Raw genomic sequence first — 14,712 nt, 5'->3', positions numbered from 1 at the left:
TATGAATGATATGTTTCGCCATATTTATTGCCAGCGCAAGAAGCGGTATCATTAGGCATATGATGTTGTTACGTTTAGTTTTCAGGCTGCCTTGTTCCACAAAATTAATCGGAAGGAAATTCAGATGAGTAATAGTCAAAAAATGATGAGCGCGATGATGTTGTGTTGCCCGATGGTACACGCAGAGTGGGTGAGCGATGAAACGCCGTAAAGCGTGAAGATGGTTTGTGGCGTAGTTGGCATGATGGCGACAGAAACCATGACTGGCGCATTAACAGGCGTATCGCGCACGCAAATGTAGCAGCAATTAGAAGCTAAATATCTGCCAGCGGCAAAAAATGAAGACACGGAAAAATTTGCCAACAACGCGATTTACATCGTTACCCATAAAGTGTATGAAGTGATTTTGAAAGATAGCAAAATCCAAGAGATATTGCCTAAAAGCGAATACGCCAATTTTTCGCGTGATTTTGGCAAAGTGGAATTCCAACAATGCATGAAAGATGCGGAGAATAGACAAAAATAAGGTTTTCAGGCAGCCTGAAAATTCTTGTGTCCGATAATATCTAAATAAAAACAAATATTTGATAGATAGAAAAGCTGGTAGCGCAGTATTGTTTTGACTCTAAAATGACTATTTTGGGAACAAAATATGAAATGGTTTGGTATAGAACACTATCTCTATATCATGATGATTGGGTGGTTTAATCGTGAAATAGCTCATGACCACGGTCAAAGCGTAGGATTACTGATTGGCACTGCACTGGCGATTGGTTTGGTATTTTTAGACGCTTATTTAGAATACCACCGCGAATATTATCCGCGCGACCCATTAACGAATCGCATCACCAAAATATGGGTTTATTTTGCCGTTTGCTTTTATGCTTTGATGATGCTGCTACTTATCGGTTTAACCATTTGGGCGTTGGTGGAGATGTGTCAAAAATTATTCGCTCAATCGTTTCTAGCCGCATTGTTTTTATTCTTTGCGGCGGATATTGTCGCCGTATTCGCATTGACTATGTTTAAACATTTACAAAGAAATTTGCATTATTTACGCTATTGATTTTCCTGCGCTGAACAATGTTTCAGGCAGCCTGAAACAAAGTTCAGCGTAGTTTACAGTACACGACAAAAATCTTTGGGCTGTCTGAAACCTGTCCCCCTCGTCTGGCGGGGGAGGGTTAGGGTGGGGGGTGGTTCGTTAATTTTCATCAAAATTCATTTATTTCCACCGATTTATCCCTACCCTAGCCCTCCCCCGTTGGAGACGGGGGGAGGGGACAGATTGTTGGTAAAATTAAAAATTGTCGTGTACTGAAAGGGTAGTTAAAAAATATTCCCCAAAAATTTTTTCAACAAAGGATTTAAAAAATGTACAGCCAAATCGCAATACCACGCGAAACCCAACTTCCCCAATTACAATACATTCCCCAAGCCAACGAAAAACTCACGTCCGACAGCCGCCAAATCCAACAAGGCGATGTGTTTGTCGCGTGTCAAGGCGAATACGCGGACGGCAGAAATTACATTCAAGCCGCCATCAACAATGGCGCGAAATTCGTTTATTGGGACGCGGACGGCGATTTTGTTTGGCAAAATCAATGGGCTATCCCCAATCAGCCGATTGCCGATTTGCGCCAATGCGCGGGCATTTTGGCGGCACAGGCTTACGGCAATCTTTCAGGCAGCCTGAACGTGATTGGCGTTACAGGCACAAACGGCAAAACGTCCATTACCCAATGGCTTGCCCAAGCGATTGATATTCTTGAAAATCAACAATCCTGCGCGATTATCGGCACGGTCGGCAACGGCTTTTTTGGCGATTTGCAAGAAACCAGCCACACCACGCCCGACCCCGTTTCCGTGCAAACTTTATTGCGCCAATTCAAAAACTTGGGCGCAAAACACATCACCATGGAAGTGTCCAGTCATGGCTTGCACCAATTCCGCGTGAATGGCGTGCCGTTCCGCACCGCCGTGTTCACGAATTTGACGCGCGACCACTTGGATTACCACAGCGACATGGACGATTATGGCGCAACCAAAGCACGATTGTTCCACTGGCAAGGTTTGGAAAATGCCATTATCAATCAAGATGATGAGTTTGGCACGAAACTGATTGCCGAATTGCGCGAAAAATATCCCCATTTAAAAACAATCTCTTACGGTTTTGATGAAAGCGCGGACATTCACATCAGCGAATTTGTTGCCGATACGCGCGGTATGCGTTTGACTTTAAAAACGATTTGGGGCGAAGGCTCGGCACAAACGCGCTTATTGGGGCGTTTTAACGCGCAAAATTTCGCGGCATGCGTGGGCGTGTTGTGCTCCAACGGTTGGGATTTGCAGGCAGCCTTAAACGCTTTGAGCCAAATCCGCCCCGCCACAGGTCGCATGGATTGTATTATCAATGAAAACAAACCCTTAGTTGTCGTGGACTACGCCCACACACCAGACGCATTGGAAAAAGCCTTGACCACATTGCGCGAAATCCAGCAGCCTGAAAGCCGTTTGTGGTGCGTGTTTGGCTGCGGCGGCAACCGTGACCGTGGCAAACGCCCCTTAATGGGAGCGGTGGCGAGCCAGTTCAGCGATTGCCCAGTCGTAACCAGCGACAATCCGCGCATGGAAGACCCAGCCGCGATTATTGACGACATTTTGCCAGCCGTGCCGAACGCAGCTTTGGTGGAACTTGACCGCCGCACCGCGATTGAACAGACGATTGCCCAAGCCAGCGCACAAGACATTGTTTTGATTGCAGGAAAAGGGCATGAAACCTATCAGGATATTCAGGGCGTGAAAACGCATTTTTCGGATTTTGAAGTGGCGGAAAATGCTTTGAAAGGGCGTTAAACTTATTTTCAGGCTGCCTGAAAAGGATTTTGTGATTTCAGGCAGCCTGAAAAATAAAAAGGAAAAAATAATGAAAATTCAATCCATGACTTTAAAAAACATTGGTCATTTCAAAGATTTGACCATTCCTTTCGCCCCTTTGGAAGAAGGTAAACCGCGTGTAACCGTATTTATTGGTAACAATGGTTCGGGCAAAACCAATATTTTGAAATCGTTGGTAACGGCGTTGAGTTGGCTGCCTGCGCGTATTCGCACAGAACGCGGTCGCGGTTTGGATATTCCCGAAGAAGTGATACACAATGATGAACATTCGGCTGCGGTGTCGGTCAATGTGTTGGCACATAATCAGGAATTTGTTTGGACTTTGAGTAAAGCACGTGAGGGGAAGAAAAATCAATTCAGTAGTGATTTGAAAGCTGTGAGTGAATGGGCGGATATTTATCGGACACAATTAACGGAAAATCAAGATGTGAATTTGCCGTTAATGGTTTTTTATCCTGTGGAACGCAGTGTTTTGGATATTCCTTTAAAAATCAAAGCAAAACATTATTTTGAACAACTGGATGCTTATGATAATGCACTGGAAATGGGTGTGGATTTTAGGCGTTTTTTTGAGTGGTTTCGTGCTAGGGAGGATATTGATAATGAGGAAAGACTTTTTTATGAATTGGAAAAACAATCTCAGGATATAGATAGGGTGTTGGAGTTGTGGGAGCGTTTTTCTACTCTTCTTGATGAAACTGAAAATTTAAATGAAAAATGGGAGAAGAGTGGGAGGAAGGATATTCTTTTATCTAAGCAAATTTTTGAAAAAATGGCTAAATTGAAATTGGCTGAACAGGAAATGAATGAAATTATGGAAAATAAGGAGGATACATCTAAATTATGTTTAGATGTTCCTTTGAAATCTGTTAAGCAAGCTATTAAAGAATTTACCGATTTTGAAAATATTTGGGTTCAAAGAAAACCTAAATTACGCATGATGGTTTCCAAAAATGGTAAAGAATTTAATGTTTTCCAACTCTCACAAGGCGAAAAATCCTTAATGGCTTTGGTGGGCGATATTGCGCAGCGTTTGGCAATGCTCAATCCCAATCTGGATAATCCATTGGAAGGGCAGGGAGTGATTATGATTGACGAAGCCGATTTGCACCTGCACCCCCAATGGCAACGCCAACTGATTGACCGTTTAACCAAAACTTTCCCAAATTGCCAATTTATTTTGAGTACGCATTCGCCGCTTGTGATTAGCGACAGCAAGGATATTGTTGTATATTCATTGGAAAATGGCGAAATGTCGCGTTTGCCGTCTCAATATGGGCAGGACGCGAATATGGTTTTGTTAAACGCAATGGATACGGCTATCCGCAATGAGAAAATTACAGAAAAAATCAATCATTTAATTGATTTAATTCAAGATAATCAATTAAGCCTTGCAAAAGAAAAATTAGCTGAATTGCGACAAGAGCTGCCTGAAAATCATTTGGAGTTAAATAAAGCACAATTATTATTGAAAAAACAGGAAATTCGCCATGAGAAAAATTCAGAAAAACCAAGAACCAGCCAGTTTGACTGAATACAAACGGCACAACCCGAATCATCAATATAAAGACTTAATAGATGAGCAAGTACGCCAAGATATTCGTCAAGCCTGTGCCATTGAGCAGTATTTTCTGTGTGCGTATTGCTGTAAAGAAATTTCGGGGACAAATGTGGATACGATGAATGAGCATGTTCAGCCACGTCATCATTTTCCCAATTTATCTATGGATTTCAATAATATTGTGGCAAGTTGTACCCAAAATGGGCATTGCGATGACAGTAAAGGCTCACAAATTTTGCCCTTAACGCCATTGATGAATGAATGTGAAACCGAGTTGGAATTCAGATTAAATGGTAAAGTGGTTGCTAAAACCGAGCGAGCCGAACAAGCCATTGAAATTTTGCAGTTAAATCATCAAAAACTATGTGAAACACGCAAGCAAGCCATAGAGGGTTTTTTGTATATTTATGGTTTGGGTAATCCGATTGATGTGGAAGATGATGAATTATTGGCTTCTGTCATTGATGATGTTTATTTGATTGAAAATGGCAAAATGCAAGCATTTGCCCCGATTGCAGTTAATGTGATGAGAAATTGGATAAATCAGGTTCAGGCTGCCTGAAAGTCAAAATCATGAAAAAATCGCGTATTTTTCTCACCACTTTAATAATTGATTTATTGAGATTTGTATTGAAATTGGCGTTTTGGCTTTTGCTGCTAAAAGGCTTGATGGTGTGGCAATCGCATTTATCCACCATTCATTATCAACGTGGCGATGTGCTTGATGAACGGTTTCGCGTTTTGGCGGTGATGGAGCAGGGCGAAATATATTCTGTCAAATTAACGCAATTTGCTGAACGCCACGATTGGCATTTGCAACGCACCGCCATTGAACACGGACAACGTGGCGATTTCTACTACAAACTCACGTCCATTGAGCCTGATATATTTGAATTGTATCTGGATTTGGATACGGCAGTTTTGCAAACACGCTATCGGATGACGGCAGACAATCGCGTTGAACCCATGATGTTTCAAGTGGTTTACAGCATTGGCACGGTGTTTACGGCGGTGTTTTTTTTGGTTGCTGATTGGGTTGGTATGGTATTTTGCAAAAGCATTGTGGTCGTATTTTTTGCGAAAAAAAATGCGTTAAGTAGGCTTTCAGGCTGCCTTGTTTTGTAAAAGGCAGCCTGAAAACATTTTCTCACTTGTTTTTTCCAATGATATTAACTAAACTAAACCTGTTTAGTCAAACTTAAAAAGATGGAGCAAAACCATGTCCCAAAGCCAATTTGTCAGCCCTCCGCCCGAAATCATCAATATTCACGAAGCCAAAACGCATTTATCGCGCATTGTGGAAGAAGTCAAAACCTACGGCAAACCCGTGATTATCGCCAAAGCAGGGAAACCACAAGTGCAGATTATGCCGATTGAAGTCGCGCCCGATACGCCGTCTTTGTTTGGTTTTATGCAATCGGACGAGACCGCAAAATTATCGCAAATCATTGATGAATTTGATGAAAAAAATCCCCATTTGATTGAACAACTGTTCGCAGGGGAAACGCATGAATAAATACCTATTGGACACCCATGTTTTATTGTGGTTGGCGGACAATCGCAGAGAAAAATTTTCGTCTGAAATCATTTCGGTATTGGAAAATCGCCAACAAAATCAATTTTTTGTCAGTCCAGCGAGCATTTGGGAAATTACGCTCAAAGCCGCGTTGAACAAACCCGATTTTCCCTACCAAGCCGAAGAAATGCTGAAAAACATGCAAAAAGTCGGCATTCATTTACTGGATATTCATATTAATCATATTCTTATGCTTAATCGCTTGCCACTTATCCACAAAGACCCGTTTGACCGCTTATTGATTGCCCAAGCGCACAGCGAAAAACTGAATTTGCTCACGGCGGATACGGAGATTTTGCAGTACCAGTCTGATTTGATTGTGGATATTCGTCCGTAAATATTTTAGTTTTGTAGAAACTTCACTGTACGTGTTTTCAGGCAGCCTGAAATAAGGATTTAAATATGAAAAATTGTCAAAATTATCAAATATTAAATTTGATTTATCCTGCATTAGATAGATTGAATGAAGCAGCCTTTTATATTCGTTTAATGGAAGCTAACTATCACTATTCCGATAAATTTCGTTGGTCACTAAATTCTTTTTTACGAACATTAGTTGAAATACCACAGATATTACAAATGTAAATTCAAAATAATAAAGAAGTGAATGATTGGTTTAAAAAAGAAAGGTCTTACTTATTTCAAAATGATGAATTAATTGGTTTTTGTAAAGACAAAAGAAATGATATTGTGCATAAAGAAATGTTAATACCTAACAGTCAAGTTGCTGTTGGCTTTACTCGTGGGAAAGGGCTTAAGCTAGGTATGAGTTTGCCTGCTAATCCTAGTGAAGATAGTGAGATGGCGATTTTGAAGTATATTAATTTTTCCATTAATGATGAAGATGGTGATTTTTTAGGTATTTTATATCAAGAAGATGATGGTTCTGGTGAATATACCTGCGTTGAAAGAATATGGAGATTTAGATAAATTTCCGAATAGTGAATTAACGGAATTAGCAGCATCTGCATGGAATAAGGTTGCTGATTTACTTCAACAAACTGCGAAAAAACTCAATGCTGAATTAGTAGATTTAGAATTTGAATTAGAAAGTATCTATAACGTACGCTATCAAATTTATCCTCCATCATGGATAAAAGAGCAAATTGAATTAGCAAAACACAGGAATCAAACAATATGATGAACAATATCACTTTAAACTTTATTTGTGAAACCTTAAATCTCCCACGAAATCAAGATAATCCCATTTTTCAGCGCGTGATTACCGACAGCCGCCAAGCCCAAGTGGGCGATTTGTTTGTCGCGCTGATTGGCGAAAACCACGATGCCCACGATTTTGTCCCCCAAGTTTTGGAAAAAGGCGCGTGGGCGTTGGTGTCGCGCGATGATTTGGCGGACGTTTCAGGCTGCCTGAAAGTGGACAACACCTTGACCGCATTGCAAAAAATTGCCGCCAAATGGCGCGATGAAATCAACCCGTTTGTATTCGGCATCACGGGTTCAAGTGGCAAAACCACAGTCAAAGAAATGCTGGCGACCATTTTGCGCCACCGTTTTGGCGATGACGCGATTTTGGCAACCGTAGGCAATTTCAACAATCACATCGGTTTGCCACTTACCTTGTTGAATTTACGAGAAAATCATCGTTATGCCGTCATTGAAATGGGCATGAACCATTTTGGCGAACTTGCTGAATTGACACAAATCGCGCGACCGAATATTGCTTTGGTAAACAATGCCATGCGCGCGCACATCGGTTGCGGTTTTGATGGTGTGGACGACATCGCGCGCGCCAAAAGCGAAATTTATCAAGGATTAAGCCCTGAAAACGGCATCGCCATTTTGCCAGCCGAAGACGCGAATTTGCCGATTTTTCAGGCAGCCTGCACCGCGTTTTCACAAAAAACGTTTGGTTTGAATTCGGGCGATTTTCATGCGGAAAATGTGGTTTTACAGCCATTAAATAGCCAATTTGACGTGGTTTTTGGCGATGAACGCGTACAAATCGCTTTGCCAGTCGCAGGCGCACACAATATTGCCAATGCGTGTGCGGCGGCGAGTTTAGCGGTGTTGGCTGGTGTGAAATTGGGCGAAGTTGCCGCAGGTTTGGCGAATTTTTCGAATATTAAAGGACGTTTGCAGGCGAAACAGGGCAAGCGCAACAGCACGATTTTGGACGACACCTACAACGCCAATCCCGACAGCATGAAAGCCGCGCTCAATGTGTTGGCGCAAATGTCCGCACCGCGCGTGTTTGTGATGGGCGACATGGGCGAATTGGGTGAAACGGAAGCCGCGCAAATGCACGCTGAAATCGGCGCGTATGCGCGTGAATTGGGGATTGAAAGCGCGTATTTTGTCGGCGACAACTGCGCCCACGCGGCGGAAGCCTTTGGCGGTAACGGTTTGTGGTTTGCGGATAAAGACCCGTTAATTCAAGTTTTTGAACATGATTTGCCTGAAAATGCCTGTGTGTTGGTTAAAGGTTCGCGCTTTATGAAAATGGAAGATGTAGTCGCGGCATTGCTTGCTTAAAAAAATTAGACTGGGAAATGCACACGAAAATGTAGGGTGCGTATCACGCACCAAATGGTTGAAAATGGTGCATGATATGCTCCCTATGTTTTTTGTGGTTTCAGGCAGTCTGAAAATCCAATTATAGTCAGTTAAAATAAGAATAGGACACTAACGTATCAGTAAAATGCCTTCCACAAGGTAACATGGTTCGCATATATCTCTTAATGTTTGCCCATGTTTGTTCTATGGGATTAAGCTCTGGTGAATAAGGCGCAAGCGGCAAAATTTTATGCCCCCATTTGTGCGCCATTTCACGCAAAATACCCATACGATGAAATCGTGCATTATCTAAAATAATGACAGATTTCTTATTTCTACAGGTAACATTGCTCAAACCATGTTTCAAAAAAAGCACTGGTCATTGTGTTTTGATAAATCATCGGTGCAATCAGTTTATTGCCGATTTGTGCGGCAACAAGCGATAAACGTTGGTACTTTTTACCACTGATTTGGGCTTTGATGACCTGTCCCTTTGGACTACGCGCATAAGGACGAAACAAGTAAGTATCAAATCCTGTTTCATCCAAATAAACATGCTGATAATCAAAAAATTCAGCCAGTTGATTTAAATAATGCTTTACTTTATTTAGGTCTTGTTCTTTGTATGTGGTGGTCTTTTTTTACGCGTGATACCCATTCTTTTGAGTGCATAAAAAATGGCTGATTTTGAACAATGAAAATGTTCAGCTATTTCATATAAATAAGCATCAGGGTGTTGTTGCACATATTCAGCCAATTTTTGACTGTTTAATTTATTGGCATTTTGTCCCTTTACTTGATGATTTAAGCTGCCTGTTTGTTCTTTTAAGCGTATCCATAGGTAGAGAGTATTTCTGGATATTTGGTAAGCTTGGGCAACTTTACTGATATTTTTGCATTGTTCATAATAATTTAATGCTTTATTTCGCAGTTCAGTTGAATGTGCCATTTTTTAAATCCTAGAAAATAGGGTATTGTACTATTTTATTTTGAATTGACTATAAATATGTTAAATAACGAGAACTTGGGATAAGAAATATCATACAGAGCTTAAAGGGCAAACGTGATAATATATTTATTGTTTCCATACAAGTGAACATCATGAAAGCCCTTTAACATGGATTATCTTACTGCACTTTTCTGCCAAATTGGTGATTTTTGCAAAGAACTTGAATCTAAACTCAATAGCAAATTGATTAAAAAATACGTAATCGATTGAGTTGTGTATTATGTACTTCAGAAATTGTGACCGTACTGATAGCTTTTTATAGATATCTCATGCGTGATTTCAAAACTTATTACCACTGGCAAGTTAAATCCATTTAGTAACACAACTTTCCCAATATGCCTAGCTATTACCACTTTTTGGAACTTAGCTATACTCTTTTAAGAAGTCTTACATGGTGTTAAGTAGTCATTAAAGACAACCTGAAACAACTTTTCTGTACGGTTTTATTTTGAATTAATAATATTTTCATGCTTTCGCCAAATATTCTCTAAACCCAAACCACTTTCTTTAATCAACGTCAGATAAGCCATTAAAAAGCGATATTGCACCCGCATCAATTGCTGTTCTACTTTAGCCACTTCTTGTCTAGCTTGAATCACTTCTAAACGATTGCGCATGCCATATTGTTGACCAGTTTGAGTGGATTTAAGTTTTAATTGATTACTTTTAAGTGCCCTCTCTTGCGCCATAATCTGATAACGCAACGCATCACCCTCAGTATAAGCCTGCCGCACAGCCAGCATGATTTGACGTTCAGTTGCCAGCAATTGAGCTTGCGCCACTTCATATTCCAAACTAGCTTCACGAATCTTACTACTGAGTTCTCCACCCGTATAAAGTGGAATACTTAATTGAAGTGAGGCAGTGAACCCTTTACCACGATGGCGATAATCACTATTTTGATGAGCAGATGTATATACATTATCCTGATAACCTAATTGAGCATTCATTGTTGGTAAACGTCCTTTTCTCGCCATGCGAACAGCCTCGTCACTACTTTTAAGTACCAACTGATTCATCTGATATTCATGATTATTTTGCAACGCAATTTCTTGCCATTTAGCTAAACTATATTGCTGAAAGTGAGGTAAATAACGCCCAATCAAGTTTTGAGTGTCTATAGGTGAAATCTGTTGGCTATTTAAACCAGTATAGCTATTCAATTGATTTTCCAAGATTTGTTTTTCAGTAAGAGCAGATATTTCTTGCGCCAATGCATTATCATATCCTGCCTGTGCTTCATGAATATCGATGACCGTAGCCGAACCACGTTTAAACATTTCTTGAGCTTGTTTTAATTGTTGCTCATAAGCCTGTTTTTCAGCAGCATGAACCGCAATAGTTTCCTTGATTAAGAGTAAATTAAAATAAAGTTCGCTTACCTTCAATAATAATTCTTCTGTAGCACTATTAAACCGTTGTCGCGCAACATCACTGTTATATTGACTTTGACGATATTGCGCCATTTTGCTGGCATCAAATAAAGTTTGATTCAGTTGTACATTCCAACCCTGTGTTTCACGAGTAGAAGAAATAGACGGCAATTGACGTTGATAACTTGCATTAGCATACACATGAGGCAAAAAGGCGGATTTTGCTTGCTGTTCTTGTTCCATACTGGCTTCGCGTTGAAAATACGCCATTTTATAATCAGCAGAATATTGTTTAGCCGATTCCCATGCTTCAGACAGCGTGAAAGCATGACTCTCTGTTGCCATCCATAAACTACTCAGTAATAACAGTTTAGTAAATGAATAGCCCATATATTTGATGGATGGATTTATCTTCATCATCATTCCTTTATCACAAAAGTAGCCTGAATCCAATTCAGGCTACCTTAAAATAGGTTAAATAGTCATTTTTTCAGAATGTTACAATTTAAGATTTTCCTCAAATCATCAACGCTCCCTGAAACTTTCATCTACTTTAGTTTGCAATGGACTCAACAAATAATCCAATACTCGGCGTTGCCCTGTTTTGATTTCTGCGCTGACATTCATACCAGCCGTTAAATTTACAGTTTTACCATCAATTTGCAAATCCGTTTTATCTAATGCAATAATTGCACTATAAACCAAACCCAGTTGTTCGTGTGTCATTGCATCATGACTGACACTTTTGACTTTACCAGTCAAATAACCATAGCGCGTATAAGGAAAACTCTCAATTTTAACCACCGCTTCTTGCCCAGCATTCACAAAACCAATATCTTTGTTCAACACCAATGCTTCTACTTCCATACGTTCATCATTGGGAACCACAACCATAATCTTCTGCGCCACTTGCACCACACCACCAATGGTATAAGTAGCCAATTCCTGTACCGTTCCATCAACAGGAGATTGCAAAGTCATCAACTGTTGCCGTTGTTTTGCACGTTCCGTTTGTCCACGATATTGGTCAATTTGCTCATTCGCTTGGCGTAAAGCATCCAAAGTATCACGTTTTAAATTTTGCGTATTCAACGTTCGGTTTTGTTCCGCCTGCATAATAGCAGCCTGAATTTGCTGAATTTGACTGCGCGTACTCTTCAAATCATTTTGATTACTGACCGACTTACTTTCCTGTTCCAAATACGCATGTTCAGAAATAAAATTATCTGCCTTCAACTTACGATAATCCAACGTTTTCTGCCTCTCAATCACCCCGACCGACACCAATTTCTGCTCCTGAGCCTGTGCAGATTGCAATTCTGCTTGATGACCACGCAATGCTGATTGCAATTGCGCATCTTGCATTGCCCACGCTTGATACTGATTTTGTGCCAAAACCTGCGCCGATTGAATCTCCACTTCTGCCAACCCCAACTGCTTAGCCGCAGCCACATCAATATGCGGCACCGACCGAGAATCCAATGCCGTTAAAACCGCCTCATAACGCAATTTAGATAATAAAGCAGCCTGAAAAGCCTGTTCCGATTGTGTTACATCACTATCTGAACCCACCGCATTTAATTCCACCAACACATCACCCTGTTTAACCTGTTGCCCATCGCGCACATGCACCGCCTTAACCACCGCTGTTTCCAATGGCTGAATGGTTTTGCTACGTTCCCCTAAGGAAGTTTTACCTTGCGCAGTCGCCACAATATCAATCTGTCCAAACCACGACCACAACAACGCCAATACCGCAAAAATCATAATCAAACGCGCAGTCCATTTAGGAGCGGCAGATAATGGCGTTTCAGTCAATTCCAAATGTGCAGGCAAAAAAGCACGTTCATCAGCACTACGAACAGGCGGGTCAAGTTGGTCGCGAATAGACCAAACATTGCGCCAAACCGTTGCATAGCGAGAGAAAAAATCTTTTAGAGCTTGGAAAAATAACATAGTGATTTAGATAAACAAAGAAAAAAACAAATGCAATAAAAAGCAACAAATACAAACAAAATAGAACACATCCACACAAAGATTATATCGTGAGAACACAGAATAGGCAGCCGGAGAATCAAAAAAATGTAGAGAAAGAAACAATCTACGAAATGATTGCATTTAAACGAGTTAAAAAATAGCAACACTAGAATGGATTTCCTGTGTTTTTAGGCTGTGTTTTTAGATTGTTTAGAGAGATATTTGTAAATTTCAGGCTGCCTGAAACTTTATCAATAAGCCTATGAATCAATCCATAAATAAAATCATTAAATAATGAAATAATGCAATTAAGAAACAAAGTTGATTGAGAAAAATCAAATATCATCAGCAAGATAATGGGAGTAATATGCTGAAAATAAGAATAGATGTTGATAGGCAGCCTGAAAAAACAAGCGTAGATGATGGGGAAATGAGACAGTAAGCGTAGAGTGGACACTCGTTGCCCACGCAGTTTTGTGCACATTACATCATTTTATTTTTCAGGCAGCCTGAAATGAAATATTCATGTTGAAATATGACTTTAGTACATATCATTGAACTTCGTGGGCAACAAGTGCCCACCCTGCGCTTGGTATGATGACCCAATCCCTCCAATTTTACCTACTACACTATTATGCCTAATCACTCTGATAATATCCAAGACTGGATTGTTTCTAATCGCCTTTATGAAGACAATTTATTTTATTATGCGTTGATTATTTGTTTCTGGTTTTTTGTGGGTTTTTCTTTTTTAGGCTTTGAATTAGAAGGATTTAGTTTAAAACAAAATCTATTTTTTAATTTTATCTATTATCTCATCATCTGTGTTTGTATGGCACTTTGCCCTTTTTGGTTTAGATTATTTTTTTGGAAAACGCATACCGCCAAACGAGAACAAGCAATCAATGCCTATCTTGATGAACTAGATGATGGCGACCGACAAGAAATCATTGATTATCTGGATAAAATAGGACAGCTTGCCATGCGACCTACCCAAAGAAGGGCATTGGTGTTTTTGGGGTCATATTTCTTATTTGAAATATTCTTTATTTCAGCATGGGTTAAGGATTTGACACTTGTGTGGCAACCTGATTGGGTCATGGGGATTGCGGAGTGGATTAGGGCAAATACCACCTTACCACCATTAAATGTGGATAGGAAATTGTTTATGCTTGATATTCATACATCATCATCTATTTTATTAAGACAGATGTACGAAACAGAATACGATTTTTTAAATTCAGATTTTGGAATAGCAACATTGTTTTTTCACTTTATCAGAGCCTTAAACTTTTTCCCTATCTTAATTGCAATCTATTTGGTGTTATCAAATGTTCTCGGTTGGGTTGGGCTCAATAAGTTTAAAGCAGAATACCAAGAAATTTCATTTTTTAGTCATGTTAAAAAATTTCTATGGCTATCATTTCTTACGTTTTTCCTATTGCTTCTGGTTTTAGGCGGAGGTGGGAAATTATTTATGGATATTGAGTTCACAGCAGAAATTCTAAATCTTTATTATTGGTTGGAGAACTTTTACTTACATATTGGACATGTATTTTTTATTAGTGCATTCTTTATTTCTATTTCTTGGTTTAAAACAGGCGTGGCATTAGTCAAATTAACGACTAATCGCATTAAGCAATTTTTTTAATCAACCTTAACGAGGTATTATTATGAGCAAGCATAGGGTGGGCACTCGTTGCCCACGCGGTTTAACATAACAAACAATGTTCCCATTTTTCAGGCAGCCTGAAATATTCAGATGATTGAAAAATAGGATTATTTCAAAAAACGAAAGCGA

The 14,712-nt window shown here is 39.9% G+C and carries 15 protein-coding genes and 1 pseudogene; 12 read left to right on the top strand and 4 right to left on the bottom strand.

Features of this window, described 5'->3' with window-relative positions; translation table 11 throughout:
• Positions 1 to 135: 135 nt before the first annotated feature.
• Positions 136 to 348, bottom strand: a complete 213-nt coding sequence (locus MIS45_RS08365) for a hypothetical protein (RefSeq protein WP_249442180.1) — start codon at positions 346 to 348, stop codon at positions 136 to 138.
• Between the two features lie 52 nt (positions 349 to 400).
• On the opposite strand from MIS45_RS08365, the gene MIS45_RS11380 reads away from it, so the two are divergent.
• The 11 genes from MIS45_RS11380 to MIS45_RS08315 all read left to right on the top strand — a co-directional run bounded on the left by MIS45_RS11380 (position 401) and on the right by MIS45_RS08315 (position 8,531).
• Entirely contained in the window at positions 401 to 526 is a 126-nt protein-coding gene (locus MIS45_RS11380; RefSeq protein WP_283397413.1) for a hypothetical protein, read from the top strand.
• A gap of 126 nt (positions 527 to 652) precedes the next feature.
• Positions 653 to 1,066, top strand: a complete 414-nt coding sequence (locus tag MIS45_RS08360) for a hypothetical protein (RefSeq protein WP_249442179.1) — start codon at positions 653 to 655, stop codon at positions 1,064 to 1,066.
• Between the two features lie 308 nt (positions 1,067 to 1,374).
• On the top strand, positions 1,375 to 2,856 hold the full coding sequence (locus MIS45_RS08355; RefSeq protein WP_249450190.1) for a UDP-N-acetylmuramoyl-L-alanyl-D-glutamate--2,6-diaminopimelate ligase: 1,482 nt from the start codon (positions 1,375 to 1,377) through the stop codon (positions 2,854 to 2,856).
• A 70-nt stretch (positions 2,857 to 2,926) separates the two neighbouring features.
• Entirely contained in the window at positions 2,927 to 4,432 is a 1,506-nt protein-coding gene (locus MIS45_RS08350) for an AAA family ATPase (protein WP_249450189.1), read from the top strand.
• Entirely contained in the window at positions 4,389 to 5,021 is a 633-nt protein-coding gene (locus MIS45_RS08345) for an HNH endonuclease family protein (RefSeq protein WP_249450188.1), read from the top strand. The genes MIS45_RS08350 and MIS45_RS08345 overlap by 44 nt, the downstream gene beginning before the upstream one ends.
• The gene (locus tag MIS45_RS08340) at positions 4,994 to 5,584 is read left to right on the top strand and encodes a hypothetical protein (protein WP_249450187.1); all 591 of its coding nucleotides are present in this window, start codon (positions 4,994 to 4,996) and stop codon (positions 5,582 to 5,584) included. The genes MIS45_RS08345 and MIS45_RS08340 overlap by 28 nt, the downstream gene beginning before the upstream one ends.
• 94 nt (positions 5,585 to 5,678) lie before the next feature.
• Positions 5,679 to 5,975, top strand: a complete 297-nt coding sequence (locus tag MIS45_RS08335; RefSeq protein WP_249450186.1) for a type II toxin-antitoxin system Phd/YefM family antitoxin — start codon at positions 5,679 to 5,681, stop codon at positions 5,973 to 5,975.
• A complete protein-coding gene (locus MIS45_RS08330) occupies positions 5,968 to 6,372 on the top strand; it encodes a type II toxin-antitoxin system VapC family toxin (RefSeq protein ID WP_249450185.1) in 405 nt (134 codons plus the stop codon). Before MIS45_RS08335 ends, MIS45_RS08330 begins: the two co-directional genes overlap by 8 nt.
• A gap of 266 nt (positions 6,373 to 6,638) precedes the next feature.
• Positions 6,639 to 6,965 carry a hypothetical protein gene (locus tag MIS45_RS08325; protein ID WP_249450184.1) on the top strand — a complete coding sequence of 109 codons (327 nt, stop codon included), beginning with the start codon at positions 6,639 to 6,641 and terminating at the stop codon, positions 6,963 to 6,965.
• The gene (locus tag MIS45_RS08320; RefSeq protein WP_249450183.1) at positions 6,940 to 7,176 is read left to right on the top strand and encodes a hypothetical protein; all 237 of its coding nucleotides are present in this window, start codon (positions 6,940 to 6,942) and stop codon (positions 7,174 to 7,176) included. Before MIS45_RS08325 ends, MIS45_RS08320 begins: the two co-directional genes overlap by 26 nt.
• A complete protein-coding gene (locus MIS45_RS08315; RefSeq protein ID WP_249451365.1) occupies positions 7,176 to 8,531 on the top strand; it encodes a UDP-N-acetylmuramoyl-tripeptide--D-alanyl-D-alanine ligase in 1,356 nt (451 codons plus the stop codon). The genes MIS45_RS08320 and MIS45_RS08315 overlap by 1 nt, the downstream gene beginning before the upstream one ends.
• Positions 8,532 to 8,658: 127 nt before the next feature.
• Here the strand turns inward: MIS45_RS08315 and MIS45_RS08310 are convergent.
• From MIS45_RS08310 to MIS45_RS08300, 3 genes and pseudogenes are all read right to left on the bottom strand, one after another.
• Positions 8,659 to 9,501: pseudogene (locus MIS45_RS08310) on the bottom strand (IS630 family transposase).
• 503 nt (positions 9,502 to 10,004) lie between these two features.
• Entirely contained in the window at positions 10,005 to 11,357 is a 1,353-nt protein-coding gene (locus tag MIS45_RS08305; protein WP_430472167.1) for a TolC family protein, read from the bottom strand.
• A 102-nt stretch (positions 11,358 to 11,459) separates the two neighbouring features.
• A complete protein-coding gene (locus tag MIS45_RS08300; protein WP_249450182.1) occupies positions 11,460 to 12,890 on the bottom strand; it encodes an HlyD family type I secretion periplasmic adaptor subunit in 1,431 nt (476 codons plus the stop codon).
• A 655-nt stretch (positions 12,891 to 13,545) separates the two neighbouring features.
• On the opposite strand from MIS45_RS08300, the gene MIS45_RS08295 reads away from it, so the two are divergent.
• Complete coding sequence (locus MIS45_RS08295; protein ID WP_249450181.1) at positions 13,546 to 14,562, top strand: hypothetical protein; 1,017 nt, start codon at positions 13,546 to 13,548, stop codon at positions 14,560 to 14,562.
• Positions 14,563 to 14,712: the final 150 nt, after the last annotated feature.

Origin of the sequence: Wielerella bovis (assembly GCF_022354465.1) — a bacterium.
Classification (GTDB): domain Bacteria; phylum Pseudomonadota; class Gammaproteobacteria; order Burkholderiales; family Neisseriaceae; genus Wielerella; species Wielerella bovis.
This window is presented reverse-complemented; position numbering and strand designations above follow the sequence as displayed.

Bases quoted from the DNA above. Each gene is read 5' to 3' on its own strand.
- MIS45_RS08360 (WP_249442179.1), top strand. From the start codon at position 653: ATGAAATGGTTTGGTATAGAACACTATCTCTATATCATGATGATTGGG.
- MIS45_RS08355 (WP_249450190.1), top strand. From the start codon at position 1,375: ATGTACAGCCAAATCGCAATACCACGCGAAACCCAACTTCCCCAATTA.
- MIS45_RS08350 (WP_249450189.1), top strand. From the start codon at position 2,927: ATGAAAATTCAATCCATGACTTTAAAAAACATTGGTCATTTCAAAGAT.
- MIS45_RS08345 (WP_249450188.1), top strand. From the start codon at position 4,389: ATGAGAAAAATTCAGAAAAACCAAGAACCAGCCAGTTTGACTGAATAC.
- MIS45_RS08335 (WP_249450186.1), top strand. From the start codon at position 5,679: ATGTCCCAAAGCCAATTTGTCAGCCCTCCGCCCGAAATCATCAATATT.
- MIS45_RS08330 (WP_249450185.1), top strand. From the start codon at position 5,968: ATGAATAAATACCTATTGGACACCCATGTTTTATTGTGGTTGGCGGAC.
- MIS45_RS08315 (WP_249451365.1), top strand. From the start codon at position 7,176: ATGAACAATATCACTTTAAACTTTATTTGTGAAACCTTAAATCTCCCA.
- MIS45_RS08305 (WP_430472167.1), bottom strand. From the start codon at position 11,357: ATGATGATGAAGATAAATCCATCCATCAAATATATGGGCTATTCATTT.
- MIS45_RS08300 (WP_249450182.1), bottom strand. From the start codon at position 12,890: ATGTTATTTTTCCAAGCTCTAAAAGATTTTTTCTCTCGCTATGCAACG.
- MIS45_RS08295 (WP_249450181.1), top strand. From the start codon at position 13,546: ATGCCTAATCACTCTGATAATATCCAAGACTGGATTGTTTCTAATCGC.